Annotated in this window: 1 rRNA gene; it reads left to right on the top strand. The window is 56.8% G+C overall.

Going from position 1 to position 1,432, the window contains the following annotated elements:
- Positions 1-1,384: ribosomal RNA gene (locus IEZ00_RS36000) — 23S ribosomal RNA — on the top strand; the annotation flags it as partial.
- Positions 1,385-1,432 lie beyond the last annotated feature (48 nt).

Genomic DNA, 1,432 nt, shown 5'->3' with positions numbered 1-1,432 from the left:
CTGAGACGTGATGCATAGCCGATTGAGGCGAAGTAGGGTGATCCCATGCTGCCGAGAAAAGCCTCTAGTGAGTGTTCATGCGGCCCGTACCCCAAACCGACACAGGTGGTCAGGTAGAGAATACCGAGGCGATCGGGCGAACTGTGGTTAAGGAACTCGGCAAAATGCCCCCGTAACTTCGGGAGAAGGGGGGCCGAGGGATTTGAAGCCCCTTGCGGGCTAGGATTTTTCGGCCGCAGAGACCAGCGAGAAGCGACTGTTTACTAAAAACACAGGTCCGTGCGAAGTCGCAAGACGATGTATACGGACTGACGCCTGCCCGGTGCTGGAACGTTAAGGGGACCGGTTAGCTCTTCGGGGCGAAGCTGAGAACTTAAGCGCCAGTAAACGGCGGTGGTAACTATAACCATCCTAAGGTAGCGAAATTCCTTGTCGGGTAAGTTCCGACCTGCACGAATGGCGTAACGACTTCTCGACTGTCTCAACCACAGGCCCGGCGAAATTGCATTACGAGTAAAGATGCTCGTTACGCGCGGCAGGACGGAAAGACCCCGGGACCTTTACTATAGCTTGGTATTGGTGTTCGGTTCGGCTTGTGTAGGATAGGTGGGAGACTGTGAAGCGGCCACGCCAGTGGTTGTGGAGTCGTCGTTGAAATACCACTCTGGTCGTACTGGATGTCTAACCTCGGTCCGTGATCCGGATCAGGGACAGTGCCTGGTGGGTAGTTTAACTGGGGCGGTTGCCTCCCAAAGGGTAACGGAGGCGCTCAAAGGTTCCCTCAGCCTGGTTGGCAATCAGGTGTCGAGTGCAAGTGCACAAGGGGGCTTGACTGTGAGACCGACGGGTCGAGCAGGGACGAAAGTCGGAACTAGTGATCCGGCCATGGCTTGTGGAAGCGTGGTCGCTCAACGGATAAAAGGTACCCCGGGGATAACAGGCTGATCTTGCCCAAGAGTCCATATCGACGGCATGGTTTGGCACCTCGATGTCGGCTCGTCGCATCCTGGGGCTGGAGTAGGTCCCAAGGGTTGGGCTGTTCGCCCATTAAAGCGGTACGCGAGCTGGGTTTAGAACGTCGTGAGACAGTTCGGTCCCTATCCGCCGCGCGCGTAGGATACTTGCGGAAGGCTGTCCCTAGTACGAGAGGACCGGGACGGACGGACCTCTGGTGTGCCAGTTGTCCCGCCAGGGGCATTGCTGGTTGGCTACGTTCGGAAGGGATAACCGCTGAAAGCATCTAAGCGGGAAGCTCGTTCCTAGATGAGGTATCCCACCCTTTGTGGGTTAAGGCCCCCAAGAGACGATTGGGTTGATAGGCCGGAGATGGAAGGTCGGTAACGGCTGGAGTTGACCGGTACTAATAGGCCGAGGACTTGTCACGAAGACGCTACGCATCCACTGTGCGGTTCTGAAGGAACCGAACCGACCA

It is taken from the genome of Saccharothrix coeruleofusca (genome assembly GCF_014648515.1).
Taxonomy (GTDB): domain Bacteria; phylum Actinomycetota; class Actinomycetes; order Mycobacteriales; family Pseudonocardiaceae; genus Actinosynnema; species Actinosynnema coeruleofuscum.
This window is presented reverse-complemented; position numbering and strand designations above follow the sequence as displayed.